Here is a 24,773-nt window from a genome sequence, read left to right as displayed (position 1 = left end):
CGGCATGACCATCGCCCGGGTCGACCGTCCGCGGCGCGCGCCGACCGCTGCGGGGAGGGGCGGAGCCGACGCCCCGTCCCTGCCCCGCCGGTACCGGCGCAGGTCCCGGCTGACCGCGCTCGCCTTCGTGACCCCGCTGCTCGCCTATCTCGCCGCCTTCTACCTCTATCCGCTCTACCGCAACCTCGATCTGAGCCTGCGCGACTACACCGTCCGCTCGTTCGTGGCCGGCGACGCGCCCTTCACCGGCTGGGACAACGTCCAAAAGGTCCTGGACGACCCGACGTTCGGCCCGGCGATGCGGCACACGATGGTCTTCACCTTCGTGTCGATCGCCTTCCAGTACGCCATCGGGCTCGCCCTCGCGGTCTTCTTCAACCGGCACTTCAGGCTCTCGACCGTGCTGCGGGCGCTGTTCCTGATCCCGTGGCTGCTGCCTCTGATCGTGTCGGCGTCCACCTGGTCGTGGATGTTCAACAGCGAGTCCGGGGTGGTCAACTACTTCCTGCACTTCTTCGGCGCCGACCCGGTCGGCTGGCTCACCTCGCCGGACTGGGCGCTGACGTCGGTGATCGTCGCCAACATCTGGATCGGCATTCCGTTCAACCTGGTCATCCTCTACAGCGGGCTGCAGAACATCCCAGCCGAGCTGTACGAGGCGGCGGCGCTGGACGGGGCGGGCGCCTGGCAGCAGTTCCGCCGTATCACCTTCCCGCTGCTGCGCCCGGTGTCGGCGATCACCCTGCTGCTCGGCCTCGTCTACACCCTCAAGGTGTTCGACCTGATCTGGATCATGACCAAGGGCGGTCCGGGCGACGCCTCGTCGACGCTGGCGACCTGGTCCTACCAGCTCGGCTTCGGCACGCTGCTGCCCAAGTTCGGCCCCGGAGCCGCGGTCGGCAACATCCTCATCCTCATCGCGCTCGTCTTCGGGCTGGCGTACATCCGCGTCCAGAGGAGGCAGGAGACATGAAGTCCCGTGCCCGCGCCCGCAGTTACACGGTCGTCGGGATCGTCCTCACGGCGCTGATGCTGTTCCCGGTGTACTGGATGCTCAACGTGTCCCTCACCCCGCAGCAGGACATGCGCAGGAACCCGCCGGACCTGCTCCCGCTGCACCCCACCTTCGAGGGCTACCGGGCCGTCCTGGACGACCAGTTGCCCTACCTCGGCACCAGCCTGCTGATCGGCCTGGGCACGGTCGCGCTCACGCTGGTGCTCGCCGCCCCGGCCGGCTACTCGCTGGCGAAGCTCCGCCCCAGGGGCGCCGGCGCCATCGGACTCGCCCTCCTCATCGCGCAGATGATCCCCGGCATCGTCATGGCGATGGGCTTCTACGGCATCTTCCTGGACCTCGGACTGCTCAACTCCTGGTGGGGCCTTGTCATCGCGGACTCCACCATCGCCGTGCCCTTCGGCGTCATGATCTTCGCCGCGTTCATGTCGGGGATCCCCGGCGAGCTGATCGCCGCCTCGCGCATCGACGGGGCGGGGACCTTCCGCACCTTCTGGTCCGTCGTGCTGCCGGTGAGCCGCAACGCCCTGGTCACCGTCTCGCTGTTCAGTTTCCTGTGGGCCTGGTCCGACTTCGTCTTCGCCAACACCCTCGACGGCGGGGGCGATCTCAGGCCGATCACCCTCGGCATCTACAAGTACATCGGCAACAACAACCAGGAGTGGAACGCGATCATGGCGACCGCCGTGGTGGCGTCCGTCCCGGCGGCCGTGCTGCTGGTGCTCGCGCAACGGTACGTGGCGGCCGGGGTCACGGCCGGCGCCGTCAAGGACCAGTCCTGACCGGTTGCGGAAGCTGACGTCCCGGTAGCCCGGTGTTCGTACGTCCTACGGCGGACCCGCGACTCCGCCAGGTGGTCGCCCACTCCTGGCCCTGCGGGGAGCCTTCCACCTCGTCCCGGTTCCTGGTGAGTTGGAGGGCGAGACGCGCTCGGCATTCGGCTTCGATTCGAGGGGACCGAAGGCATGACGACGACGGAAGCCCTGAGCACGCACAGCGCCCATCCGACGCAGCTGACGGCCCGCCTGGACTCACGGCTCTCGCGCTGGCTCTGGCTGGTGAAGTGGCTGCTCGCCCTCCCGCACTACCTCGTGCTGCTCTTCCTGTGGCTGGCGTTCGTGGTGGTGAGCGTGGTGGCGTTCTTCGCGATCCTGTTCACCGGCCGCTATCCGCGCCCGCTCTTCGACTTCGTGGTCGGGGTGCTGCGCTGGAACTGGCGGGTCGCCTACTACGCGTACGGCGCCCTCGGCACGGACCGCTACCCGCCCTTCTCCCTCTCGGACTCCCCCGACTACCCGGCCCATCTGGACGTGGCCTACCCCGAGCGCCTCTCCCGGGGCCTGGTCCTGGTGAAGTGGTGGCTCCTCGCCATCCCGCACTTCCTGGTCCTGTACCTCATCGGCGGGGGCATCCACGTGATCTGGTCGACGGGCGGACTGCTCGGTCTGCTGGCCTTCTTCGCGGGTGTCGCGCTGCTGTTCACCGGACGCTATCCGCGCGGGATCTTCGACCTGGTGATGGGGCTGAACCGCTGGGCGATGCGGGTTGCCGCGTACACGGCCCTGCTGACCGACGAGTACCCGCCGTTCCGGCTCGACCTGGGCGGCTCGGAGCCGGTCACGCCGGTTCTGTAGACGTGTCGTCGAGCGTCGCGCGCAGGTCCGCGGCGGGGAACGGCGTGCGTTTGCCGCAGTGGAGCAGACGGTGGTGAAAGTCGTCCAGGACGGTCGCGGTGCGGGCGTGCCGGTCGAGGAACGCGGCGGTCTCGGGCGGGACGCCGCCGGGTCGGCTGCCCGTGCTCCAGTCGCGCAGGAACGTCTCGCGGTCGACGTCGCCGCGCACCGGGTCCAGCAGGTGGTGGCGCAGCAGGTGCGTGGGTACGTAGCAGCGGTCGTAGACGAGATGGTCCGTGAGGAACGCGGTCTCGTCCGGGGTGAGTTCGAAGCGGGAGCTCAGTGCGAGGCCGAAGTCGGCGAGGTGGACGCGGCTGCCGTCGGTCAGCAGATTTCCGAAGTGCGCGTCGAAGTGGACCAGGCCCCGGGAGCTCATGAACCTCGTGATGCGGAGCAGGTCGCGCTCCACCCATGAGAGGGCGTCGGGGTGTTCGTCCAGCCAGGCGGCGAGCATGTGCGGCACATGCTCCAGGAAGAGCACCAGGCTTGCGGACGAGCCGCCGATGGCCTCCAGCCGACGGCGCACCGCCTCCGATCCCTCCCAGTGCGCGACGGCTCCGTCCACTCCCCCGAACACATCGGCGAAGCCCTCCGGCGGGCTGTCCGGCAGGATCCTCCAGTGGTACAGCAGCGGGAATCCCGCCTCCTCGCCGCGCAGCACCCAGGCGTTCGCCATGAGGTGCGCGGCCAGCTCCCGCCACGCTCCGAAACCGGCCGAGCCGATGCCGTACTGGTAGAAGAGCGGCAGCCCGAACAGGTTGGCCGTCGACCGTACGTTCTCAGGGCGCCGTTCGAGGTCCGTCAGCGGGACGCGCTTCACGAAGACACGGACGCCCTCGACCTCCAGCTCCGCCGCCCGGCCGCCGATGCCGGCGCCGAGGGCGGGGGCCGCGGCCACGGCGGCTTCGAGACGGCGGTCGTCGAGCCGGTCGAGCGCGGAGCTCACTGTCGCGTAGGCGTTCAGGCGGGCGGGGCACAGGGCCTGATCGCCGGGCATCGACGGGCCTCCTCGACGGGTGGTGGGTTTCAGGGGGTTCCCCGTCGAGGATCTTCACATCCCGGGGCCCCGAAGGCCACGCCCGGGGAGTGCCTACGGCAGGTCGGGGTCGGGGAAGACCCGTGCGAGCGCCGCCGTACGGCTGGAGACGCCGAGTTTGCGGTAGGTGTTCTCCAGGTGCTTGCGGACCGTGCTCGTCGAGACGACGAGCTGACCGGCGATGTCCTCGGTACTCAACCCGTTCGCCACCGCCCGCAGCACGTCGAGTTCGCGCGGCGTCAGCCGCACCGGCTCATGGCGGCGGCGCGCGGCCTCGCGGTAGAGAGCGATCAGATGGGGCCGCAGCAGCTGCATCGTGAGCAGGTCGCGCTCGGTGAAGGGGCGGGCGTTCTCGCGCGAGAAGTGGTACTTGCGCCTCGTCACCGGGCAGGACCCGGTCTTCTCGGCTGCGCTCGCCGCGGAGCTGCTCACAAGCTCGGCTGAACAGTTCGTGCCGGCCTCGGCCCCCGGCCGGGGTGAGGGCATGGGCGGTCTCGCCCATGTCACCGCCGGGCCCGGCGCCGTGCACGGCCTCCCCCTGTCGGCCTACGCCGAGGACCTGCCCAACATCCGCGACCGCTGGCGGCAGCCTTAGGGCGGCGTCTCGTCCGTCAGCTGCGGTACCGCGCCCTACCTGCCGTTGCCAGTTCGCCGATGACGGTCGCCCGCGACCATCTGCTGGAGACAGCGCGCGGTGCCCGGCACCGCGGCTCAGTACTTCTTCGCGCCCGCCGTGATCGCCTCGCGGATGCGGTGGTAGGTGCCGCAGCGGCAGACGTTGCGGATTTCGTCGAGGTCGGTTTCGGTGAGGTCGCGGCCCTGTTCGCGTGCCTGGCGGACCTTGGCGACCGCGGCCATGATCTGGCCGGGCTGGCAGTAGCCGCACTGCGCGACGTCGTACTCGAGCCAGGCCTCCTGCATGGGGTGGAGGTCCTTGCCGACCGTGGCGGGCAGGCCCTCGATGGTCGTCACCTCGTCGGTGGGGGCGAGGTCGCCGACCGGCACGCTGCAGGGGTTGAACGCCTTGCCGTTGATGTGGCTCGTGCAGGCCTGGCAGACGCCGAGGCCGCAGCCGTACTTGGGCCCGGTGACGCCGAGGACGTCCCGCAGCACCCACAGCAGCCGTACGTCGTCCTCGATGTCCACGGTGACCGGACTGCCGTTGAGGATGAAGGTGTGTTCGGGCACGGAGGCCTCCTCGGCTCCTAGTAGGCGCGGCTCAGGCCGTCGGTGGGGGACGCCGGGACCGGCGGGGTGGTGGGCAGCGGTTCGAAGCCGAGCGGGCCGTCGTGGTTGACGGGGAAGGTCGTCGGCATGGTGCCGGTGGCGCGTCCGTAGGCGCAGGCCACGGCCGCCATCGCGCCGGCGACGGCGAGTTCACCGGCGCCGCCGGGCTTTCCGGTGGTCGGCGGCATGACGACGATCTCCAGCTCCGGCGGGGTGTTCCACTGCCGGGTGTAAAAGTAGTTGTCCCAACTGCCTTCCAGGAAGTGCCCGTTGTCCAGGTGCAGCCCCGAACTGAGCGTGATCGCGATGCCGTCCATGATGCCGCCCATCATCTGGGCCTGAAGGCCGCGCGGGTTGACGGCGAGCCCCACGTCGACGGCGCAGACGACCTTGGTGACCCGTGGCCCGGTGCAGGCGTCGGGGATGTGGCGGCCGGTGGTCTCCGGGCGGCAGTCGATCTCCGCGAGGACGGCGACGTAGCCGTGGTACTCGGGGTGCAGGGCGATGCCCTGGGCCGTTCCGGCGGGCATGTCGCGCCCCCAACTGCCCACCTCGGCCACCTTGTCGAGGACCGCCCGGGCGCGGTCGTCCTTCAGGAACGTCCGGCGGAAGCGGTAGGGGTCCTTGCCCATCCTCTTGGCCAGCTCGTCCACCACCAGCTCCTGCGCGCACCGCACGTTCGGCGAGTAGATGTTGCGCATGGAGCCGGTGTGAAAACTCTTGTCGGTCTCGCTGAGCAGCTGGGTGACGACTCCGAAGTCGTACGGCGTCTGCTGGGTGAGGGTGAAGATCGTCTCGGAGAACGTGAGGTCGCCGACGGGCAGCCGGGCGGCCTCGGCGGTGATGATCTCGCCGACGCCGTGGCCGAAGTCGGTGGCCACGGAGGTGTGGTGCTGGGCGTAGGTGAGCACCTGACCGAGGGCGTAGGAGGCGCGCACGCGGGAGGTGGACATGGGGTGGGCGCGTCCGTGCCGGAAGTCGTCGGTGCGGTGCCACATCAGCCGGACCGGCTTGCCCGTGGCCTTGGAGATCTCGGCGGCCTCGGCGGCGCCGTCGTGGAAGAGCCTGCGTCCGAACGAGCCGCCGCCCTCGGTGACATGGACCTTGACGGCGGCCACCGGCAGCCCGAGCGTGAGCGCGATGTCCTCCTGGGCGGTGATCGGGGACTTCAGGCTCGCCCAGATCTCGGCGGAGTCCTCGCGTACGTCGGCGACGGCGCAGTTGGGCTCCAGGGCGCTGTTGCTGGCGAAGTGGAAGGTGAAGCGGGCGTCGACGGACCTGGTGAGCAAGTCGACGGCGGGTAGCGGGAGTTCGGCCTTGCGGAGTTCCTCGCGGATGGTGTCGTCGGACTCGCCTTCCGCGGTGCCGGGGCCCCAGGTGACCTTCAGGGCGCGTACGGCGTCGATGCACTGCCCGAAGGTGCGGCCGCGGACGGCGACGCCGGTGGAGATCCGTACGACGTCGGTGATGCCGGGCATGGCCCGCACCTCGTCGAGGTTGTCGACGGAGCGGACCGTGCCGTTGATCGTCGGCGGACGGCACACCATCGCGGGCAGCGCGCCCGGCACCTTCAGGTCCATCGCGTACTGCTTGCGCCCGGTGACGGCGTCCAGCGCGTCGATGCGCCGCTGCGCGGTCCCGACGACCTTGAACTCGGAGGCGTCCTTGAGCGCGACCGACACCTGACCGGTCGTCACGGACGCTGCCTTCTCGGCCAGTTCGCTGTAGGACAGGCTCCTGCCGGTGACGGCGGAGGTGATGACGCCGGCCTTGGCGGACAACGTGCCGAGCGCTTCGCCCAGTTCGAGTGCCGCGGCGTGCAGCAGCCGACCGCGGGCGACGGCCGCCGCCACCCGGATCGGGATGAAGGTGGAGATCGTGGTGTTGGAGCCGCCGGTGAGCTGGTTGAACAGCAGCTCGGGGCGGGCGTCGGCGAGGGTGACACGGACCTTGTCGAGCGGAATGTCCAGCTCCTCGGCGACGAGCATGGCGCTGGAGGTGGTGATGCCCTGCCCGACCTCGGCGCGGGGCAGCGCGAAGTGCGCGGTGCCGTCGGGGTCGAGCCGGATGGTGATCAGGTTCGCCGTGGGCAGCGCGGCATGGGTGAGCATGTCGTTGAGGTCGTAGATCTCCGCCGGTCCGGGCACGGAGGGGACGACCGCCGCCGCGGGGGTGGGTGCGAGGACGGCCTCGCCGAGTTCGGCGGCGACGGTCAGCGTCGAGGCGGCCACGACGTATCCCAGGAATCTGCGCCGCCCGGGGCCGCCGGGCGCGGCGACGGCGTCCTGCGGCTGCGGGTTCTCACGGGCTCCCATCGGCTGACCTCCCGACATACGGCACTCGCCTTGATGGCGGCTCCTGACTGTGCACGTCGGCCGCGGGCCGCGATAGATCTCCGTGGCGCTTCCACACGGAAAACCCATAAGTCGCCCGACGTGTGAAGCGCCGCGGGCCGCGGGCCGGTGAAAACTCGCGTGCGTGAGCGGGCCGGGCCCTGCGATCATTCCGGAATGTCCCACCTTCTGGAACCGCTGGTCGTCCGGCACACCCACCGCATCCCCCTGCCGACCGGCCCGGCGGGTCAAGGGGACGTCGCGGCACGGCAGTTCGACGCCGCGCTGATGTCGGTGGGCTTCAAGCTCTCGGCCGAACTGCTGGAACGGCTGTCGGGGCTGTCCGAGGGGACGGTCGTCGACCTCGCCGTCCGCACACTCGGCACGGTCCGCGAGATGGTCGGCGACCATGTCGCGCACAACGCGTACTTCATCGACTTCCCGGCCCATGTGCCGGACACCTTCGAGTTCTGGACGCGCTGCATCACGGAGGCGCTCGCCGACGACACGGCGCGCCCCGGGACGATCGCCCAGCTGGAGAGCGGCGTCGTCGACCTGCTCACGCTCCCCTCCTACGGCACCTACCGCCACACCCACGCCGAAATGCTCGCCCGCCACGACGAGTTGATCGCGGCGGCGGGCGACCGTATGACCGTCCTGCACCTGGGCGGCACGGCGGACGAAGAGGTCGGTGCGCTCTATCTGGCGCTGGCGGGCAGCAGCACCCCGCTGGGCGAGGACGGCCTGACCGACCTCGCGGCACTGGCCCGGCACTGTGTGAACGGCGCGCAGCCCGAGGCGATACCGGTCCGGGAGAACCGCGCCGTCGTCAACGAGGCCCGCCTCAGGGCCGGCGCCGGCCTCCTCCTGGACACCGTCACCGATGTGCTGAGGCTCGCCTGCGCGCTCTCGGACGGCGATGTGACGCTGCAGACCGCCACCCGGTTCAAGGGGCTGTCGCGTCCGGTGCGCCGCGCCCTGCTCGCGGGGCTGGACTCCGTCGTCGAGGCCTCCCCCGCCAAGCTCGCGGACGTCTCGGCGTGGCGCGAGGACTGGAAGCGGCTGGGTGAGCGCCTGCACCCGCACGAGTACCCCCAGTGGCCGCACGCCGCCGAGGTGTTCGCCGTCGCGCGCGGCGAGAAGCAGGCCCGTTCCCTCGACAGCCGGGTCGAGGAACTGCTCGCCATGCACGACGTCACGGGCGCGACGCAGCTGCTCAGGTCCGCGCCGGGCAAGCTGTTCCGCTCCCTGGACCGGCTGCTGCGCATGGCGCTGACGCAGGACGAGCGGGACGCGGTGGTCGCCGCCGCCGAGCAGGTCGCGCCCGGGGTGTCCGGCCGGGTCGTACTGTCGGTGCGCGAGCACTTCCACAACCGTGCCGGAGCCACCGGCGAGCGCCGTGTCTTCATCAACCGCCTCGGGCGCGCCTGGGTCACCGAGGACGAGCGGCCGCCCGTGCTGCCGCCGGAGCGGGGACGTCTGATCGCCGCGCTCGACGCCGAGATCCGCCGCCGACTCCCGGCCGCGCAGCGGGTGTTGGTCGACCCGGCCGTGCTCGACGTCGCGCTTCCGCTCAGCGGCAAGGCGACCACGGCGGGCCTCGGAGTGCTGCCGCGCGGCTCGGTCTCCCCCGTCGACGGCGAGCTGCTGCGGTTCTTCGTGTACTGGAAGGAGGCGCAGCAGCGCACGGACTTCGACCTGTCGGCGCTGATGCTGGACGAGCGGTACCGGACGGTGGCCTGGCTGTCCTACACCGCGCTCACCGAGCTGGAGGGCGAGCACTCGGGCGACATCACCGAAGCACCCGACGGCGCCTCGGAGTTCATCAACCTGCGCCTCGGCGCCGCACGCGGCACCTACATCGTGCCGCAGGTCAACATCTTCGCGGGTGAGGGCTTCGAGGAGGTCGAGGAGTCCTTCTTCGGCTTCATGCTGCGCGAGGGCGAGCAGCAGGGGCGTCCCTTCGAACCCGCCACGGTGCGTATGAAGTCGGAGCTGCGCGGGCCCGGCCGGGTCGCGCTGCCGCTCGCCTTCCGGCGTGCGGAGGACGGGAGTTGGACCGCCAAGTGGCTGCACCTGTACCTCAGGGGCACCCCGGCGGCCAACCGCGTCGAGGGCAACCGCGTCTCGGTCGCGACGCTGCTGCGCGGCATGGTCGAGCGCGAGTACCTGACGGTCGGCTACGTCACCGGACTGATGGCCGAGGGCGAGGGCCGCGGCGACGGCGGGACGAGCGTGGTGGTGTGGGACGGCGGGACGGTCCCCTCGGGTCCCGTCACCTTCATCGGGATGGAGCGCCCCGAGGGGCTGCACCCGGACTCCCGGGTCATCACCCCGGAAAATCTGCGCGACTTGATCCCGGAGTGACTGTTAGGGTTGCCGCAGGCGAGGCCATGGACGGGCTTCCTTCTCCAACCTCCTGAATCTAGTCCGTTCGCTCTCCTCACCGCTTGCTTCGACGCTCACTTCGCACCAGGGCCCCCGCGTCTCGACGCGCCGGGGCCCTTGGTCATGCGAGTGCCCTTCGCGCCGCCGCGAGGGCCTGTTCGGCGTAGCCGCGGCCGAAGAGGACGGCGTGCACCAGCAGCGGGAAGAGCTGATGGAGCCCGATGCGGTCCGCCCATCCGTCCGCGAGCGGGGCCGTGTGCCGGTAGCCGTCGAGAATGTTCTCCAGGTGCGGGCAGCCGAAGAGATGGAGCATCGCGAGGTCGGTCTCCCGGTGCCCGCCGTGCGCGGCCGGGTCGATCAGCCACACCTCGCCGTCGGCTCCCCACAGCACGTTGCCGCTCCACAGGTCACCGTGCAGCCGGGCGGGCGGTTCGGCGGGACCGGCGAGTTCCGGCAGCCGCTCGCAGACCCGCTCGACGGCGGCCGTCTCGGCGGGGCGGATCGTGCCCCGGTCGACCGCCGCACGCAGATACGGCAGCACGCGGTGCTCGGCGTACCAGTGGGGCCAGTCCGTGCCGGGGACGTTGCGCATCGGGGCGAGTCCGATGTACGCGTCGACCGGACCGCCCGGCGGCGGCGCGCCGAACGCGGGCGCCCCTGCGGCGTGCAGGGCGGCGAGCCGCTGCCCGAACCGCCGGGCCGCCCCTGCCGTCGGCCGGCCCTGTGCCACCAGGTCGGTCACCAGCCAGCGCGTCTCGTGTCCATGGACGTGCGGGGCGGGGACCGTGCCCGCCTCGGCCAGCCAGCGCAGCCCCGCCGCCTCGGCCCGCGCCGACCCGGGATCGTCGGCGCGCTTGACCATCACCGACCGGCCGTCGTCCAGGCGGACCTCGGCGACCGCACCGGAGAGCGGGCGTTCGCCGCGCACCGTACGGCCGGTGATCCGGGCGGCGACCGCGCCCGGCCCGTCCGTGTTCGGGTCCTCGTCCAACGGTCAGACCTCCTCGTCGCCCCCGTCGCTGTCGTCATGGGCGGCGTACGGATGGACGGACCGCTCGTCGCCGAAGGGGATGAACCAGTCCTGCACGGTCCCCTTGGCCTCGCCGTCCGCGACCGGGACGTACAGCCAGTCGTGGTCCATGTCCTCCCCCAGCCGGTCGGCGAAGACCTGCAGGGCCGTCTCAACCTCGTCGCTGAGCAGGTCGTAGAGATCGGCCGTCGCCTCGGCCTGGCCGACGAGGAACTTCAGCAGCAGTTCCTCGGCGACACAGCTGAGGCGGCCGAAGTGCGGCCGCATGAGGCGGTCCGTCATGCTGACGGCGGTGACGGTCAGCCGGCGCGCGAACAGGACCGTGTACTGCCGGGCGAACTGCGGGGGCAGCTCGTCGAGGATCATGAACGGCGCGTCGGTGTCCGCGACGGTGGGCCCTTCCTCCTCCAGCCCGGCGAGATCCGTGAACAGCTCGTCGATGAGGAGATCGACGGCGTGGACGACGGCGCCCGCCGCGAGCTCCGCGGCCTCACGGCTGACGATCCGCTTCTCCTCGTCGTCCGCGTAGCCGAAGGCCGCCGGCGGAAAGGCCTGCAGGGTGGGCGCGAGTGCGCGGAGCCTGCGCCGCATGCCGTCGACCTCTGCGTCGTCGCGGCGGCGGACGGTCTCGCCCGTCGGCCGGGCCTCGGCATGCCGACGGGCTCGTTCCGCGGGGTCCGACGGCGGGGCGTCGGGGCCGTCGGCCGCGTCGAGGCTCTCCTGCAGCAGTTCGGGGGCGAGATCCACTCCGCAGCGGGTGATCTCCCAGTCGGCGAGCGGCTCGGTCCGTTCCAGCACCTCAGCGACGACCTCGCGCGCGGCGTCCTCGGCGAACTCCAGCGCGGGGGCGTCGACGTAGAGCTTGAGCAGGGCTCCCTTGGGATGGACGGCGATGATGTCGTCGACCAGGTCGACCTCCATCCCGTCGGGACCCTCGATCGCCGCGATCGAATCGAGGCCTTTGCGCAGCAGGAAGACCACGCCCTCCCGCTGAAGAACGTCGAGTTCCGTGGCGCCCGCGGGGCGCTCCACGTCCACAGTCACCGCGTATGTCACACGATCATGGTGCCTGAGCGGGGGCGTCCTGCGGGCGGGAACCTGCGGGAACCCGTCCCGGGGGCGCTCTCCCGGCATGGGCTTTGCATGATCATGCGAGATGATGCATACTCTTCCTATGTCCAAGGTCCTCACCTCCCTTCCCGCCGGCGAGCGCGTCGGCATCGCCTTCTCGGGCGGCCTCGACACGTCCGTCGCGGTCGCGTGGATGCGCGACAAGGGCGCCGTCCCGTGCACCTACACCGCCGACATCGGTCAGTACGACGAGCCCGACATCGCCTCGGTGCCCGGCCGTGCGAAGACCTACGGGGCCGAGATCGCGCGTCTGGTCGACTGCCGTGCGGCACTGGTCGAGGAGGGCCTGGCCGCGCTCACCTGCGGCGCGTTCCACATCCGCTCCGGCGGTCGTTCCTACTTCAACACCACCCCGCTGGGCCGCGCCGTCACGGGCACGCTCCTGGTGCGGGCGATGCTGGAGGACGACGTCCAGATCTGGGGCGACGGCTCGACCTTCAAGGGCAACGACATCGAGCGGTTCTACCGCTACGGCCTGCTCGCCAACCCCCACCTGCGGATCTACAAGCCGTGGCTGGACGCGAACTTCGTGACCGAGCTGGGCGGCCGCAAGGAGATGTCGGAGTGGCTGGTCGCGCACGGCCTGCCGTATCGCGACAGCGCGGAGAAGGCGTACTCCACCGACGCCAACATCTGGGGCGCCACGCACGAGGCCAAGACCCTGGAGCACCTGGACACCGGCGTCGAGACCGTCGAGCCGATCATGGGCGTGCGGTTCTGGGACCCCGAGGTCGAGATCGCCGCCGAGGACGTGACGATCGGCTTCGACCAGGGCCGCCCGGTGACGATCAACGGCAAGGAGTTCGCCTCCGCCGTCGACCTGGTGATGGAGGCCAACGCCATCGGCGGCCGCCACGGCCTCGGCATGTCCGACCAGATCGAGAACCGCATCATCGAGGCCAAGAGCCGCGGCATCTATGAGGCCCCGGGCATGGCGCTGCTGCACGCCGCGTACGAGCGTCTCGTCAACGCGATCCACAACGAGGACACGCTCGCCCAGTACCACAGCGAGGGCCGGTGCCTCGGCCGCCTGATGTACGAGGGCCGCTGGCTGGACCCGCAGGCGCTGATGATCCGTGAGTCGCTGCAGCGCTGGGTCGGCGCGGCCGTCACCGGCGAGGTGACGCTGCGGCTGCGGCGCGGCGAGGACTACTCGATCCTCGACACAACGGGGCCGGCGTTCTCGTACCACCCGGACAAGCTGTCGATGGAGCGCACCGAGGACTCCGCGTTCGGCCCGGTGGACCGCATCGGCCAGCTCACCATGCGCAACCTCGACATCGCCGACTCCCGCGCCAAGCTGGAGCAGTACGCCGGGATCGGTCTGATCGGCACCGGCAGCCCCACCATCGGCGCCTCGCAGGCGGCCGCGACCGGGCTGATCGGCACGATGCCGGAGCTGCCGGAGGGCGGCGCCGAGGCCATCGCCTCCCGCGGCGAGGTCTCCGAGGAGGACGTGCTCCTGGACCGCGCGGCCATGGAGTCGGGGACGGACTGACGCTCCGGGGACGGACTGACGCTCCCGAGAGGGGGCTGGACTTCCACTTCCGCGGGAGGCCGGTGCGACGGTACGCATGCCGTCGCACCGGCCTTCTGCGCTGCCCGGACGCCCGGCCTTCCCGCTGCCCGGGCGCGGGTGGCCGTGCCGTCAGTACTCGGCCGTCGTGTGCAGGGCCCGCAGCACGTCGTCGTCCGTGAGCTGCTCGAACTCCTCGTAGCAGTTGCCCACGGCCATGAAGGAGGGCGGCTGTTGCAGGCACAGCACCTCGTCGGCCTCGGCCCGCAGCCGGTGCGTCGCGTCCGGTGAGCCGACCGGCACGGCCAGAACGACGCGGGCGGGCTGCCTGCGCCGTACGAAGCGCAGGGCGGCGCGGGCCGTCGACCCGGTCGCGAGCCCGTCGTCCACGACGATCACGGTCCGGCCGGTCAGGTCGGGTGCGGGGTGGCCCTGCCGGTAGAGGCGTTCACGGCGGTGGAGCTCCTCGCGTTCGCGCTCGACCACGGGGGCGAGCTCCGGTTCGCCGAGGCCCAGCTGGGCCAGGGCGCTCTCGTCGAAGAGGGGCTCGTCGTCGCCGACGATCGCGCCGACGCCCAGTTCCTCCTCGTACGGGACTCCGATCTTCCGTACGACCAGCACGTCGAGCGGGGCGCCGAGCGCCGCGGCCACTTCTTGGGCCACGGTGACACCGCCGCGCGGCAGGGCGAGGACCACGGGATCGGTCAGCATGCCCTTCTCCTGCTCGAACCGCAGCCGCCCGGCCAGTTCCCGTCCGGCTTGCTCACGGTCATGGAACTGCATCGCGGTCCCCACTCCTTTCCACGTCGTCACCCGCCCGCCACGAGCGGCGAGATCGCGCGTGGTGCCCGCGTAACCCGGCGTGCAATCGGTAAATCGGCGCGGTTCGTTCCGTCAGGTGCGGGCAGGATCACCCTCCGTCGCAAAGGGAGGTCGCATGGGGCAGCACGGGCCAGATATGGCCAGTTTCCGCCGCGCATAGTGTGCGGAGTGACATTGTTCAGTCACTGGGCGCTTCTAGCAGTGTCGAGTCTTTTCGATGACATTCGGGAGGGATGCGTGTGCTGAGACGTGAGACGCTCCGGCTTCCCCGGCATCCGGCCTCGGTCGGTTTCGCGCGGTACCGGGTACGGCAGCATCTGACAGCCTGGGGACACTGCAGGGGGGACGAGGTCACGGAGAGGGTCGTCCTGCTGGCCTCGGAGCTGGCGGCCAACGTCATACGGCACGGACCCATCCTTGAGCGCGAGTTCGAGCTGGCGGTGACGGCGCGGGCCGACGGCTCCTGTTTCATCGCGGTGTCCGAGGAGAGCCCCACGGAGCCCGTGCTGCGCGAGGAGCCCACACCGGAGGACGAGGAGGGCAGGGGCCTGCACCTCGTCGACCAGCTGGCGCAGACCTGGGGGGTGCGCAGCCGGGGGCGGAACGGCAAGACGGTGTGGGCGGTGGTCCGTCATCCCCGTCCGCGCACGGCGGCGGGCGTGCCGTCGGCCTAGCGCACATGCCGCACCCTGCCGCGCGCCGACCGCGGACGCCCACCCGGACCTCGCCGCCGCCTCACTGCCTCACTGCGTCAACTGCGGGTACAGCGCCGCCAGATCAGCGGCCAGTCCGGACTTGACCTGCCGCGAGACATCGTCGGCGAGCACTTCGTGCGCTCCCGACTCGATGCCGTCGAGCGCGAGCGCGGCGACGACGCCGGGTTCGGACTTGGGCGCGTCGATGTGGGTGGTCAGATCGGTGTCCACGTAGCCGACGTGCAGTCCGGTGACCGCGATACCGCGCGGCTGCAGCTCCAGGCGCAGGGAGTTGGTCTGCTGCCACAGGGCCGCCTTGGAGGCGCTGTAGGAGCCGGCGATGCCGAGCCAGGACAGCACCGAGTGGACGTTGAGGATGTGGCCGCCGCCGTTGCGCTCGATGACGGCTGCGAAGGCACGGGCCATCAGCAGCGGGCCGTAGAAGTTGATCTCGAACTCGCGGCGCACGTCGTCCACCGGGGTGTCCAGGAAGGTTCCGCCGACCGAGGCCCCGGCGTTGTTGATGAGCACGGTGACGTCCTGAGCGGCTGCGGCGGCGGCCGCCACCGACTCCGGATCGGTGACCTCCAGGGCCAGCGGAACGGCGTCGGGGTGCGTCACCGTCCGCGGATCACGTGCGGTGGCGTACACCTTGCCCGCCCCGCGGGCGTAGAGCTCCTCCACCAGAGCCTTGCCGATGCCCCGGCTGCCGCCGGTGACGAGTACCACTGCGTCCTTGATCGCGGTCATGGCTGTTCCTTCCACGTCGGAAAACCGATCGGTTTCCACCATCGTAAACCGATCGGTTTCCGGCGCTCAACCCCGCGCCGGTGACTCCTGACACAGTCGGGTCAGCCGTCACACAGTCAGGTCAGCCGTCCGCCTTTCCATCGCGCACCGCGGCGCGCTGTTCGAGCCACGTGAGGACCGCCTCGCACCACTGGAGGTTGCCGCGCTCGAAGGCGATCCCGCCCTGGAGGGTGAGGTAGGGGCCGATGCGCTCGGCGGTGGCCAGGTACTCCTCCTCGCTGCGGCCGTCGAGCATGCGCTCCTGCATACGGTGGTAGCGGGCCAGCTTGGCGGTGGACCGCTCCTGCCGCTCGGCGACCGCGGCCCGTACGACCTCGAACTCCTCGGTGTCCCCGATGTCGACGCACTGCACCTTGACCATCAGCTCGTCCCGGATCGCAGGCGGCTTGGCCGGCGCCCTGCCGACGTAGTCGCGCAGCACCCGAAGTCCGGCGTCGGTGAGGGAGAAGAGGCGCTTGTTGGGCCGCCGCTCCTGCTGGACGACCCGGGCGGAGACCAGCCCCTCCTTCTCCATCCGCTCCAGCTCCCGGTAGAGCTGCTGGGGGGTGGCCATCCAGAAGTTGGCGACCGATGCCTCGAAGCCCTTCGCGAGGTCGTACCCCGACGCCTCGCCCTCCAGGAGCGCGGCCATCACCGCGTTGCGCAGAGCCATTGGCCCAATTTATCAGCGTGTTGATTAATCAATGGGGTGACTAGTGGGGTCACTGATCGGCAGCAGCTCGGGACGTTTCGCCTGCCGTCCGTCGCCGGACGAGCGGCCGCGCAGGCGCCGCACGAGCCAGGGCCCCAGGAAGGTGCCGGCCCACCGCAGTTCGGCGCCCACGGCCCGCAGGCCCGTGCGGGCCGTCGGGTCGGGCGGCAGGGGGTGGGTCCAGCTGTCGTCACTGCCGGGCAGTTCGAGGGCGTGGGCGACCGCGGCGGCGATGAGGGCGTGGCCGCGCGGGGCGGCATGCAGCCGGTCGGCGCTCCAGATCCGCGGATCGGTGACCACCGGGTACGGCGCCGAGTCGACCACTGCGACGCCGTGCCGCGCGGCCGCCTCCCGGATACGGGCGTTGAGGGCGACGACGCGCGGGGCGAGCGGCCGGGCCAGCGGGGCGATCCGGCCGATGTCGGGGAAGGTCAGCGTCGCGACGCGGGCCCCTTGTGCGGTGAGCGCGGCGAACATCGCCTCCAGATGACCGGCCACCTCGTCCGCGTCGAACCGGCGCCGCAGCACGTCGTTCACCCCGGCGACGACCGTCGCGAGATCGGGCCGCAACGCCAGTGCGGGCGCCAGCTGCCGGGCACGCACCTGCCCGGCCAGCAGGCCGCGCACGGCGAGATTGGCGTACCGCAGGTCCGGGTTGTCCCGGGCGATCAGCTCGGCGAGCCGGTCCGCCCATCCCCGCAGCCCGCGCACCTCGTCACCGTCACCGAGTCCTTCGGTCTGACTGTCGCCCAGGGCGACGTAGCGCAGATACCCACCACCTGCCACGGATCGACCGCCTTCCGCCCCGTCGCGCATCCACCTGGCCCACTTGTTACCTATTCACATTGTTGACTATAACGTAGGCTCCGGACCATGCCTGCGCATCGCATGATCGACGTGAACGGGATCCGGCTGCACATCGCCGAGCACGGCGAGGGACCGCTGGTCGTGCTGCTGCACGGCTTTCCGGAGTCGTGGCACTCCTGGCGGCACCAGTTCGGTCCGCTGGCGGACGCCGGATTCCGCGTGGTCGCCCCCGACCAACGGGGGTACGGGCGCAGCGACCGACCGGCCGATGTGAGCGCCTACAGCATCCTCCATCTCGTCGGTGACGTCGTCGGGTTGATCCATGCGCTGGGCGAGGAACAGGCGTACGTGGTCGGCCACGACTGGGGCGCTCCGGTGGCCTGGCACTCCGCGCTGCTCCGTCCGGACGTCGTGCTCGGTGTGGCCGGTCTGAGCGTGCCGCCGCCCTTCCGCGGCGCGCAGCCGCCGCTGGCCGTCATGGACCGGAGGTTCGACGGCCGCTTCTACTGGAACTACTTCAACCGGCCCGGTGTCGCCGACGCCGAGTTCGCCCGGGACACCCGCACCACCCTGCGGAAGTTCTTCTTCATGGCCTCGGGCGACGCTCCCGGCGCGGTCGGGGTCGAACGGATGCTGGTCGAGGACGGCCGGGGCTGGCTGGAGAGCGTGCCGGACCCCGAAATCCTGCCCCCGTGGTGCACCGAGGACGACCTCGACGCGCTCACCGAGAGCTTCTCCCGGGGCTTCACCGGTGCCCTCAACTGGTATCGCAACCTCGACCGCAACTGGGAGCTGACCGCCCCCTGGCACGGCGCCGTCGTGACCAGGCCCGCGCTCTACGTCTACGGCGACCGCGACCCGGTGCCCGCCTTCCCCGGCACGCCCGACCTCATCGCCGCACTGCCTCGCCTGATGCCGAGCCTGCGCCGCAAGCCGATCGAGCTCGCGGGCTGCGGCCACTGGACCCAGCAGGAACGCCCCGACGAGGTCAACACAGCCCTCCTCGACTTCCTCACCGAACTGCGGGGCTGAACACCCCGCAGAACACGGTCACTTGACCGCGGAGGGCCGACTCCGGCTCAGTGCACGGACAGCCCGCCGTCCACGAAGAGCGACTGCCCCGTGATGTAGGCGGAGGCGTGGCTCGCCAGGAAGACGGCCGCGCCGGCGAAGTCCTCGGCCAGGCCGTTGCGTCCGACCATGGTGCGGGCGGCCAGCTCCGCGACCTTCTGGGCGTCGGACGACAGGCGGGCGTTGAGGGGTGTCATCACGAAACCCGGCACCAGCGTGTTGCAGGTGACGCCGTGCGGCGACCACGCCTCCGCCTGGGAGCGGGCCAGGGACTCCAGTGCCCCCTTGGACACGCCGTAGGCCCCGCTCTGCACGAACGCCCGGTGCGCCTGCTGGGAGGTGACGTGGATGATCCGTCCGAAGCGCCGCTCGGCCATGCCGGGACCGAACCGCTGCCCCAGCAGGAAGGGCGCCTCGAGGTTGACCGCCATCGTGGTGTCCCACACGTCCTCGCCCAACTCCCCCAGCGGCGGACGCAGGTTGATCCCCGCGCTGTTGACGAGGATGTCGGGCTCCCCGAAGACCTCCACCGCCTTCTCCGCCGCCGTGCGCACGCCGTCACGGGAGCCGAGGTCGGCGCTCACCCAGGCCGCCCGGCAGCCGTCGGCCGTCAACTCCTCGACCGTGGCGGCCAGTTCCTCCTCCCGGCGGGCCACCACCACGACGCTCGCGCCGGCCCGGGCGAGGGCTCCGGCGATGGCGCGGCCGATCCCGGAGCTGCCGCCGGTCACCACGGCCACCCGGCCGTCCAGCGAGAACAGGGCGGAGAGATACGTCTGCGAGGTCATGCCCGCACCCTAGGTCAGGTGGCGGTGTGCCCGAAGATCAGGTGGCGGTGTACCCGAGCTGGCGCCTCATGTACGGCGTCATCAGCGTCTTCGCCTTGGCGAGCACGGACGTGCGGCCGCCGAGGACCGCGCTCTCGCCGCCCGGCACGGGCAGCAGGGTCAGCCCGTCGGCCGCGCCGAAGGGGACGATGAGCGGGGTGCGGTGCATCGGCCGGTACAGGCGGGGCTGCTTGCGGTGCTTGCCCGCACTGGTCAGATGCGCCCGGATGTTCCAGGCGGCGAGATCGGCCTGGGCCAGCGCGGCCGGGGTGATCTTGAGCTCGGTGGCGTCGTTCACATCGCCGACCGCGAACACGTCGAGGTGCCCGTCGACCCGCAGCGCCCGGTCGACCCTGACGTGCCCGGACGCGTTCAGCCAGGCACCGTGTCCGCCGAGGCGCAACCAGAGCGTGTTGGGCGTGGTGCCCGTCGCCCAGAAGGACAGGTCCGCCTCGATGATGTTGCCGCGCGCGTCGCGATAGGTGCCGAAGTCATGGCCGGGCGACATGAACGAGTCGAGCCGTACGTCCACGTCGTGCGCCTCCAGCCAGGCCCGCGCCTTGCGTCCGGCCCGTTCGACACCCGTGTTGTGCAGCAGCACCGATCCGGAGTGGGCGAGGGTGACGCGGGCGTCGGGCCGGGCCAGGCGTATCTCGGCGCTGAGTTCGACGCCGGAGGGGCCGCCGCCCACGACGAGGACGTGGTCGGCTTCGGCGATCTTGCGCTGGTGCCCTGCGAGGGCCTTCACCGCCTCGTCCGCGGTGGTGCCGGTGAAGCGGGCCGGCTCCGGGTAGTCGGCGCCGCTGGCGATCACCACCACGTCGTACGGCAGCCTCTCCCCCGTCGCCAGCGCGACCTGCCGTGCTTCGGTGTCGATGCGGACCGCTTTGCCGACGACCACACGGCCGTTGTGCAGCAGCCGGTCGTAGGGGATGAAGGGGGTCACCGACCATTCCGGGCGAACTCCCGCGCGCAGGGAGGAGATCCTGTGGAAGAAGACGTCCTTGCGGTCCACCAGCGTCACGCGCGCCACCGAGTCCAGCCGTCGCGCCAGCCGGACACCCGCGTAGCCGCCGCCGATCACCACCACGTCGCCGTCGTGCACCACGCGTCTCCTGTGCCTGTGGGGGGAGAGCGACGCGATGCGTGTTTCTTTTCCTGCTTCCTCCGCCGCTCGAATCTGCCGACGAGATTAGCGCTTGAAACCTAAAGTTAACCGTGAGGTGTGTGCGCATTCCGTGAAGTGTGTACAGAGGCGGCGGAGTTCAGTCGGGCAGCAGTTCAGTCCGGCAGTCGCTCCAGCGTGGCCGCGATGCCCGCCTGGTCGACGGTGTCGAGGAGTGCCTGGCCGATGACCGAGCCCGGTTCGCGGGCCGGAAGCACCAGGCCGATGCGCTCCGTGCGGACCGGGCGCACCAGCGGCACGGCGCGCATGCCCGGGGGGACGCCGAAGACATGGAGCCAGGCGTGCGGCACGATGCTCGCCCACTGGCCGGACCTGACCTGGGCGAACAGCGAGGCGATCGAGTCGGTCTCCACCCGCGGGGTCACCGAGGCGCCCACCGCCTCGAACGCCGCCTCCAGGACCTGACGCCCCTGCATCCCGGGATGCAGCAGACACAGGGGGTACTGGGCCGCCTCCTCCCAGGAGATCTCGGTGGGGCCGGCGTCGCGGTCGGAGCGCTGGATCAGCAGGACGTAGCGCTCGCGGTACAACGGGACGAACTTGAAGTCCTGTTCCACGACGGTGCTGTGGTAGGTGACGGCGGCGTCGAGTTCGTACGTCCGGAGCCGGTTCACGATGTCCACGGACTGCAGGTCCGCGAACACCTGCACCGTCGCGAGCGGGTTGGCGGCGCAGAACGGCTGGGTCAGCAGGGCGACCGCCGTGGCCGCGGTCGGCACGGTCCCGATGCGCAGCCGCCCGCTGAGCCCGGCCTGCAGGGCCTGGATCTCGTCCTGCATGGCGTCGCGGTCGGCGAGGATGCGCTGCGCCCACACGACCACGCGCTCGCCCTCGGGCGTGAAGCCGTCGAATCTGCGGCCCCGCCGGACGAGGGGGATGCCGAGCTCCTCCTCCAGTTTCCGGATGCCCTCGGACAGGGCCGGCTGGGAGACGTAGCAGGCCTGTGCCGCCCTCGCGAAGTGGCGGGCTCGGGCGAGGGCGACGAGGTATTCGAGTTGGCGCAGCAGCACCCTGTCATGATCCCTCGTGCCCTGGCGTCCGGCGCCGGTGGCGTCGATCACGCTGCGGTGATCGGCGCTGCCTGTCAGGCGATAAGAACTTCCGTTTTGACCTGGCCCGACGGGCTGCCGAAGAGTGGCGGGGACGGAGAGGGCGTGGTGTTCGATGCGGGACTTCGAGGAAGACGGAGCGGACGAGGGCGAGCTGTCGGTCTCGGCCCCCAAGACCTGGGCCACCGGCGCGCCCGCGGTCGCCCACGCGCTGCAGTACGCGCTGGGTCAGACCTCGCCGCGGCGCACCGCGCTGACCCTGCTCAACGTCAACCAGGCGAAGGGCTTCGACTGCCCCGGCTGCGCCTGGCCCGACCCCGGCCCGGGCCATCGCCACCTCAACGAGTACTGCGAGAACGGCGCGAAGCACATCAGCGACGAGGCCACCTCCCGGCGGGTGACGGCGGAGTTCTTCCGGCAGTACTCGGTCGACGAGCTGAGCCGGAAGTCGGATCACTGGCTCAACCAGCAGGGCCGGCTGACCGAGCCGATGGTGCTGCGCGAGGGCGCGACCCACTACGAGCCGATCGGCTGGGACGAGGCCCTGGATCTGCTCGCCCGCGAACTGCGCGCCCTCGACCACCCCGACGAGGCGCTGTTCTACACCTCCGGCCGGCTCGCCAACGAACCCGCCTTCCTGCTCCAGCTGTTCGCGCGCGCCTTCGGCACCAACAACCTCCCCGACTGCTCCAACATGTGCCACGAGTCGAGCGGTTCGGCCCTCGGCGAGACTCTGGGCATCGGCAAGGGCAGCGTGAGCCTGGACGACCTCTACGACTGCGATCTGGTCTTCGTCGTCGGGCAGAACCCCGGAACCAACCACCCGCGCATGCTGTCCGCGCTGGAGGAGACCAAGCGGCGCGGCGGCCGTGTCGTCGCCGTCAACCCGCTGCCCGAGGCCGGGTTGCTGCGCTTCAAGCACCCGCAGAAGGTGCGCGGCGTCCTCGGCCGCGGCACCGACATCGCCGACCAGTTCCTGCAGATACGGCCCGGCGGCGACCTCGCCCTGTTCCAGGCGCTGAACCTGCTGCTGGTCGAGGCCGAGGACAAGGAGCCCGGCACCGTCCTGGACCGGGAGTTCATCGAGGCGCACACCACGGGCTACGACGCCTTCGTCGAGCACATCCGGCAGACGTCCTGGGACGCCGTGCTGGACGCCACCGGACTGAGCCGGGACGAGATCGAGCAGGTGCACGAGCGGGTACTGGCCAGCCGCGGCGTCATCGTCTGCTGGGCGATGGGCCTGACCCAGCACAAGCACGGCGTGCCGACCATCCGCGAGATCGTCAACTTCCTTCTGCTGCGCGGCAACATCGGCCGTCCGGGCGCGGGCGTCTGCCCGGTGCGCGGACACAGCAATGTGCAGGGCGACCGCACCATGGGCATCTGGGAGCGCATGCCGCAGGCGTTCATGGACCGGCTCGGGGCCGCGTTCCACTTCACCCCGCCGGCCAGGCACGGCCTGGACTCGGTCGACTCCATCCGCGCCATGCGCGACGGGCGGGCCAAGCTCTTCGTCGGCTTCGCGGGCAACTTCGTACGGGCCACGCCCGACAGCGAGACCACCGAACGCGCCCTGCGCAACTGCCGTCTGACGGCGCACATCTCGACGAAGCTCAACCGGTCGCACGCGGTGTGCGGACGCACGGCGCTGATCCTGCCGACACTCGGCCGCAGCGACCGGGACGTGCAGGCGGGCGGCGAGCAGTTCATGACGGTCGAGGACTCCATGAGCGAGGTGCACGCCACGCGCGGCCGGCTCGCGCCCGCCTCACCGCACCTGCTGAGCGAGGTCTCCATCATCACCCGCCTCGCCCGCCGGGTCCTCGGCTCCCAACCGGACATCCCCTGGGCAGAGTTCGAAGCCGACTACGACCTCGTGCGCGACCGCATCGCCCAAGTCGTCGACGGGTTCCACGACTTCAACGAGCGGGTACGCCGGCCCGGCGGCTTCCGTCTGCCGAATCCGGTGAACGAGCGGGTGTTCCGCACGCCCAGCGGCAAGGCCGTCTTCAGCGTCAACGACTTCACGATGCTCCGGGCGCCGAAGGGCCATCTCGTGCTGCAGACGCTGCGTTCGCACGATCAGTGGAACACGATCCCCTACGCGATGGACGACCGCTACCGCGGCATCAAGGGCGGCCGCCGTGTCGTCCTGGTCAACCCGGCCGACCTCACCGACCTCGGCCTCGCCGACGGCAGCCTCGTCGACCTGGTCAGCGTCTGGTCCGACGGCTCGGAGCGCCGGGCGGACGGCTTCCGCGCGGTCGGCTACCCCACTCCCCCGGGCTCGGCCGCCGCGTACTACCCGGAGACCAACGTCCTGGTGCCGCTCGACAGCGTCGCGGACATCAGCAACACCCCTACGTCGAAGAGCGTGATCGTCCGCCTGGAGCGGGCGACGGAGCGGACACCGGCCTGAACGGTGCGAACACCGGCCCGGCGGGAGTCGTACGTCACGACGACCGGTCCTCCAGCAGGTCGTGCGCCCTGCGGACGGCGTCGCGCTCCCAGCGCAGCTGCTTGTCCAACTCGGTCCGGTGCTCGGTGACGAGCCGGTTCTGGATGCGCACGTCGATGGCGTGCACGGCAGGGACATAGCCGGTCCGCTGCTTGCAGCGGGCGTCCGCGACGGCGGCCCTGCGCTCCGCGGCGGACGGCTCGGTCGTGTCGCGGTGCTGCCCGGTCAGCCGGGCCTTCAGCTCCTGGTCGGTGCGGTCGCTGCCGGTCACGGCGTCCTGGGGGGTGGCGTAGTGGTAGCCCGCCGTCCGCATACAGCCGGACCACGCCTGGTCCGCCTTCTTCCACGCCGGGTCCCGCATGCCCTGCTGGAGGCTCCTGGTCTCCAGTTCCAGCACCGGGTTCCTGCGATCCCGGGGGCTCGTCCCGTAGATCGCGCGGTCCGCCTCGCCGAGACAGCCGTGCTCCGGAATGCGGTGCCCGTGCACGGACTTGGGGTCGTCGCCGACGAACTCGCCGGTGAGCGCGAGATATTGGGGCAGGGTCCACTTCCGCTTCGGATGGCGGCGCTCGTAGTCCGCCTGCGCCCCGTGATAGCCGTGCCGCTCGGCCTCCTTCGGGTCCTGGATGCCGTAGCGGAAGTCGTCCGAGGTGTACACGGCCATGGTCAACACCCCTGTGCCGGACGGGCGTTGAGGCCATGCGGGCACCGGGTCGAGGTCGAGGTTCCTCAGGCCGCCGAACCCGAGGCGGACCATGCACTCCCGGCCGAGCGTCCACCGGGCCCGCTCGATCGTACGGCCGTCCTCGTCCGGCAGGTCGTACGCGGCCAGTGGCTGGAAGGCCGGGTCGTTCGACGAGGCGGGCCGTCCGTGGGACGCGGGCGGACCGGACTGCCGCCCGCATCCCACGAGGACGAGTGCCGAGGTCAGGGTCACCAGGAAGGGGACCGCCAGGAGAGGGACGGCTCTGCGCATCGGCCCAGCCCATCAGGGGCCGGGATCAA

Annotated in this window: 23 protein-coding genes; 9 read left to right on the top strand and 14 right to left on the bottom strand. The window is 71.0% G+C overall.

Features of this window, described 5'->3' with window-relative positions; genetic code table 11:
- Window positions 1-4: 4 nt before the first annotated feature.
- From MQN93_RS20400 to MQN93_RS20390, 3 genes are all read left to right on the top strand, one after another.
- Window positions 5-973 (top strand): carbohydrate ABC transporter permease, encoded by a 969-nt coding sequence (locus MQN93_RS20400; RefSeq protein WP_242710677.1) that lies wholly within the window; start codon window positions 5-7, stop codon window positions 971-973.
- The gene (locus MQN93_RS20395) at window positions 970-1,797 is read left to right on the top strand and encodes a carbohydrate ABC transporter permease (protein WP_242710676.1); all 828 of its coding nucleotides are present in this window, start codon (window positions 970-972) and stop codon (window positions 1,795-1,797) included. The genes MQN93_RS20400 and MQN93_RS20395 overlap by 4 nt, the downstream gene beginning before the upstream one ends.
- A gap of 183 nt (window positions 1,798-1,980) precedes the next feature.
- Window positions 1,981-2,649, top strand: coding sequence for a DUF4389 domain-containing protein (locus tag MQN93_RS20390; RefSeq protein WP_242710675.1), 669 nt, complete (start codon window positions 1,981-1,983; stop codon window positions 2,647-2,649).
- Here MQN93_RS20390 and MQN93_RS20385 read toward each other — a convergent pair.
- Both MQN93_RS20385 and MQN93_RS20380 read right to left on the bottom strand, forming a co-directional pair.
- A complete protein-coding gene (locus tag MQN93_RS20385) occupies window positions 2,633-3,685 on the bottom strand; it encodes a protein kinase family protein (RefSeq protein WP_242710674.1) in 1,053 nt (350 codons plus the stop codon). The genes MQN93_RS20390 and MQN93_RS20385 overlap by 17 nt on opposite strands.
- Before the next feature lie 93 nt (window positions 3,686-3,778).
- Window positions 3,779-4,108, bottom strand: coding sequence for a LuxR C-terminal-related transcriptional regulator (locus tag MQN93_RS20380; RefSeq protein ID WP_242710673.1), 330 nt, complete (start codon window positions 4,106-4,108; stop codon window positions 3,779-3,781).
- Between MQN93_RS20380 and MQN93_RS20375 the strand changes: the two genes are divergently transcribed.
- Complete coding sequence (locus MQN93_RS20375) at window positions 4,095-4,319, top strand: hypothetical protein (protein WP_242710672.1); 225 nt, start codon at window positions 4,095-4,097, stop codon at window positions 4,317-4,319. The genes MQN93_RS20380 and MQN93_RS20375 overlap by 14 nt on opposite strands.
- Window positions 4,320-4,435: 116 nt before the next feature.
- Here MQN93_RS20375 and MQN93_RS20370 read toward each other — a convergent pair whose 3' ends face one another.
- Window positions 4,436-4,912, bottom strand: a complete 477-nt coding sequence (locus MQN93_RS20370) for a (2Fe-2S)-binding protein (RefSeq protein ID WP_016430883.1) — start codon at window positions 4,910-4,912, stop codon at window positions 4,436-4,438.
- 17 nt (window positions 4,913-4,929) lie between these two features.
- A complete protein-coding gene (locus MQN93_RS20365; protein WP_242710671.1) occupies window positions 4,930-7,266 on the bottom strand; it encodes a molybdopterin cofactor-binding domain-containing protein in 2,337 nt (778 codons plus the stop codon).
- A 195-nt stretch (window positions 7,267-7,461) separates the two neighbouring features.
- Here MQN93_RS20365 and MQN93_RS20360 point away from each other — a divergent pair, with 195 nt between their 5' ends.
- Window positions 7,462-9,651 (top strand): TerD family protein, encoded by a 2,190-nt coding sequence (locus MQN93_RS20360; RefSeq protein ID WP_242710670.1) that lies wholly within the window; start codon window positions 7,462-7,464, stop codon window positions 9,649-9,651.
- Window positions 9,652-9,793: 142 nt separating this feature from the next.
- Here MQN93_RS20360 and MQN93_RS20355 read toward each other — a convergent pair whose 3' ends face one another.
- Window positions 9,794-10,663, bottom strand: a complete 870-nt coding sequence (locus MQN93_RS20355; RefSeq protein ID WP_242710669.1) for a fructosamine kinase family protein — start codon at window positions 10,661-10,663, stop codon at window positions 9,794-9,796.
- A 3-nt stretch (window positions 10,664-10,666) separates the two neighbouring features.
- Entirely contained in the window at window positions 10,667-11,758 is a 1,092-nt protein-coding gene (locus tag MQN93_RS20350) for a hypothetical protein (RefSeq protein WP_242710668.1), read from the bottom strand.
- Window positions 11,759-11,876: 118 nt separating this feature from the next.
- Here MQN93_RS20350 and argG point away from each other — a divergent pair, with 118 nt between their 5' ends.
- Window positions 11,877-13,331 (top strand): argininosuccinate synthase, encoded by a 1,455-nt coding sequence (gene argG, locus MQN93_RS20345; protein ID WP_242710667.1) that lies wholly within the window; start codon window positions 11,877-11,879, stop codon window positions 13,329-13,331.
- A 150-nt stretch (window positions 13,332-13,481) separates the two neighbouring features.
- Here the strand turns inward: argG and MQN93_RS20340 are convergent, their stop codons facing one another.
- Window positions 13,482-14,132, bottom strand: coding sequence for a phosphoribosyltransferase (locus MQN93_RS20340; protein ID WP_016430889.1), 651 nt, complete (start codon window positions 14,130-14,132; stop codon window positions 13,482-13,484).
- Window positions 14,133-14,410: 278 nt separating this feature from the next.
- Here MQN93_RS20340 and MQN93_RS20335 point away from each other — a divergent pair, with 278 nt between their 5' ends.
- A complete protein-coding gene (locus tag MQN93_RS20335; protein WP_242710666.1) occupies window positions 14,411-14,845 on the top strand; it encodes an ATP-binding protein in 435 nt (144 codons plus the stop codon).
- A 69-nt stretch (window positions 14,846-14,914) separates the two neighbouring features.
- On the opposite strand, the gene MQN93_RS20330 is transcribed toward MQN93_RS20335, so the two are convergent.
- The 3 genes from MQN93_RS20330 to MQN93_RS20320 all read right to left on the bottom strand — a co-directional run bounded on the left by MQN93_RS20330 (window position 14,915) and on the right by MQN93_RS20320 (window position 17,153).
- The gene (locus tag MQN93_RS20330; protein WP_242710665.1) at window positions 14,915-15,616 is read right to left on the bottom strand and encodes an SDR family oxidoreductase; all 702 of its coding nucleotides are present in this window, start codon (window positions 15,614-15,616) and stop codon (window positions 14,915-14,917) included.
- A 121-nt stretch (window positions 15,617-15,737) separates the two neighbouring features.
- Window positions 15,738-16,328, bottom strand: coding sequence for a PadR family transcriptional regulator (locus MQN93_RS20325; RefSeq protein ID WP_242710664.1), 591 nt, complete (start codon window positions 16,326-16,328; stop codon window positions 15,738-15,740).
- A 24-nt stretch (window positions 16,329-16,352) separates the two neighbouring features.
- Window positions 16,353-17,153 carry an SGNH/GDSL hydrolase family protein gene (locus MQN93_RS20320; RefSeq protein WP_242710663.1) on the bottom strand — a complete coding sequence of 267 codons (801 nt, stop codon included), beginning with the start codon at window positions 17,151-17,153 and terminating at the stop codon, window positions 16,353-16,355.
- An 87-nt stretch (window positions 17,154-17,240) separates the two neighbouring features.
- Between MQN93_RS20320 and MQN93_RS20315 the strand changes: the two genes are divergently transcribed.
- A complete protein-coding gene (locus MQN93_RS20315) occupies window positions 17,241-18,206 on the top strand; it encodes an alpha/beta fold hydrolase (protein WP_016430894.1) in 966 nt (321 codons plus the stop codon).
- A gap of 47 nt (window positions 18,207-18,253) precedes the next feature.
- On the opposite strand, the gene MQN93_RS20310 is transcribed toward MQN93_RS20315, so the two are convergent.
- The 3 genes from MQN93_RS20310 to MQN93_RS20300 form a co-directional block, all read right to left on the bottom strand.
- The gene (locus MQN93_RS20310; RefSeq protein WP_242710662.1) at window positions 18,254-19,033 is read right to left on the bottom strand and encodes an SDR family NAD(P)-dependent oxidoreductase; all 780 of its coding nucleotides are present in this window, start codon (window positions 19,031-19,033) and stop codon (window positions 18,254-18,256) included.
- 37 nt (window positions 19,034-19,070) lie between these two features.
- A complete protein-coding gene (locus MQN93_RS20305) occupies window positions 19,071-20,177 on the bottom strand; it encodes an NAD(P)/FAD-dependent oxidoreductase (RefSeq protein ID WP_016430896.1) in 1,107 nt (368 codons plus the stop codon).
- A gap of 176 nt (window positions 20,178-20,353) precedes the next feature.
- Window positions 20,354-21,268, bottom strand: coding sequence for a LysR family transcriptional regulator (locus MQN93_RS20300; RefSeq protein ID WP_242710828.1), 915 nt, complete (start codon window positions 21,266-21,268; stop codon window positions 20,354-20,356).
- Between the two features lie 154 nt (window positions 21,269-21,422).
- Here MQN93_RS20300 and MQN93_RS20295 point away from each other — a divergent pair, with 154 nt between their 5' ends.
- The gene (locus MQN93_RS20295; RefSeq protein WP_242710661.1) at window positions 21,423-23,729 is read left to right on the top strand and encodes an FdhF/YdeP family oxidoreductase; all 2,307 of its coding nucleotides are present in this window, start codon (window positions 21,423-21,425) and stop codon (window positions 23,727-23,729) included.
- Between the two features lie 34 nt (window positions 23,730-23,763).
- Here the strand turns inward: MQN93_RS20295 and MQN93_RS20290 are convergent, their stop codons facing one another.
- The gene (locus MQN93_RS20290) at window positions 23,764-24,744 is read right to left on the bottom strand and encodes a hypothetical protein (protein ID WP_242710660.1); all 981 of its coding nucleotides are present in this window, start codon (window positions 24,742-24,744) and stop codon (window positions 23,764-23,766) included.
- Window positions 24,745-24,773 lie beyond the last annotated feature (29 nt).

This window comes from Streptomyces spinosisporus, from assembly GCF_022698145.1.
Taxonomy (GTDB): domain Bacteria; phylum Actinomycetota; class Actinomycetes; order Streptomycetales; family Streptomycetaceae; genus Streptomyces; species Streptomyces spinosisporus.
The sequence above is the reverse complement of the archived record's forward strand: the minus strand, read 5'-3'. Positions and strand labels throughout refer to the sequence as shown.